This is a genomic window from Streptomyces sp. SP17BM10 (genome assembly GCF_036322405.1).
Classification (GTDB): domain Bacteria; phylum Actinomycetota; class Actinomycetes; order Streptomycetales; family Streptomycetaceae; genus Kitasatospora.
Genome location: NZ_JAQYXB010000367.1, coordinates 1 through 323, shown reverse-complemented (window position 1 = coordinate 323; position 323 = coordinate 1). Strand labels below are relative to the sequence as shown.

General features: G+C 73.1%; 1 protein-coding gene. It reads left to right on the top strand.

Annotated features, from left to right (window positions below; genetic code table 11):
- Positions 1 to 31 precede the first annotated feature (31 nt).
- The gene (locus PUR71_RS02805; RefSeq protein ID WP_443077329.1) at positions 32 to 178 is read left to right on the top strand and encodes a snapalysin family zinc-dependent metalloprotease; all 147 of its coding nucleotides are present in this window, start codon (positions 32 to 34) and stop codon (positions 176 to 178) included.
- The last annotated feature ends 145 nt before the right edge of the window (positions 179 to 323 follow it).

Sequence of the window (323 nt, the reverse complement as noted above, 5' to 3'; positions counted from 1 at the left end):
TCTTCCGTTCTTAGGGAAACGACCCGGGGGGATCGTAGGCCAGCACGGAGGGCCTCGGCGCGGGTACGTCTTCCTCGACTACCAGCAGAACCGGCAGTACAACTCGCTGCGGGTGACGGCCCACGAGACCGGGCACGTGCTCGGCCTGCCCGAACACGACTCGGGACCGTTCTGCTAGCTGATGTCCCGCGGCGGGCCTTGCTCGTCCTGCCCCTAGCCCTACCCGAACGGCGCCGAGCGCAGCCGGGTCAACGCCCTCGGGGCGCGCGGCTGACCGCCCCCCGGGAGGGCCCGGCCGCCGTGGGCTGCGGCCGGGCGCTCCC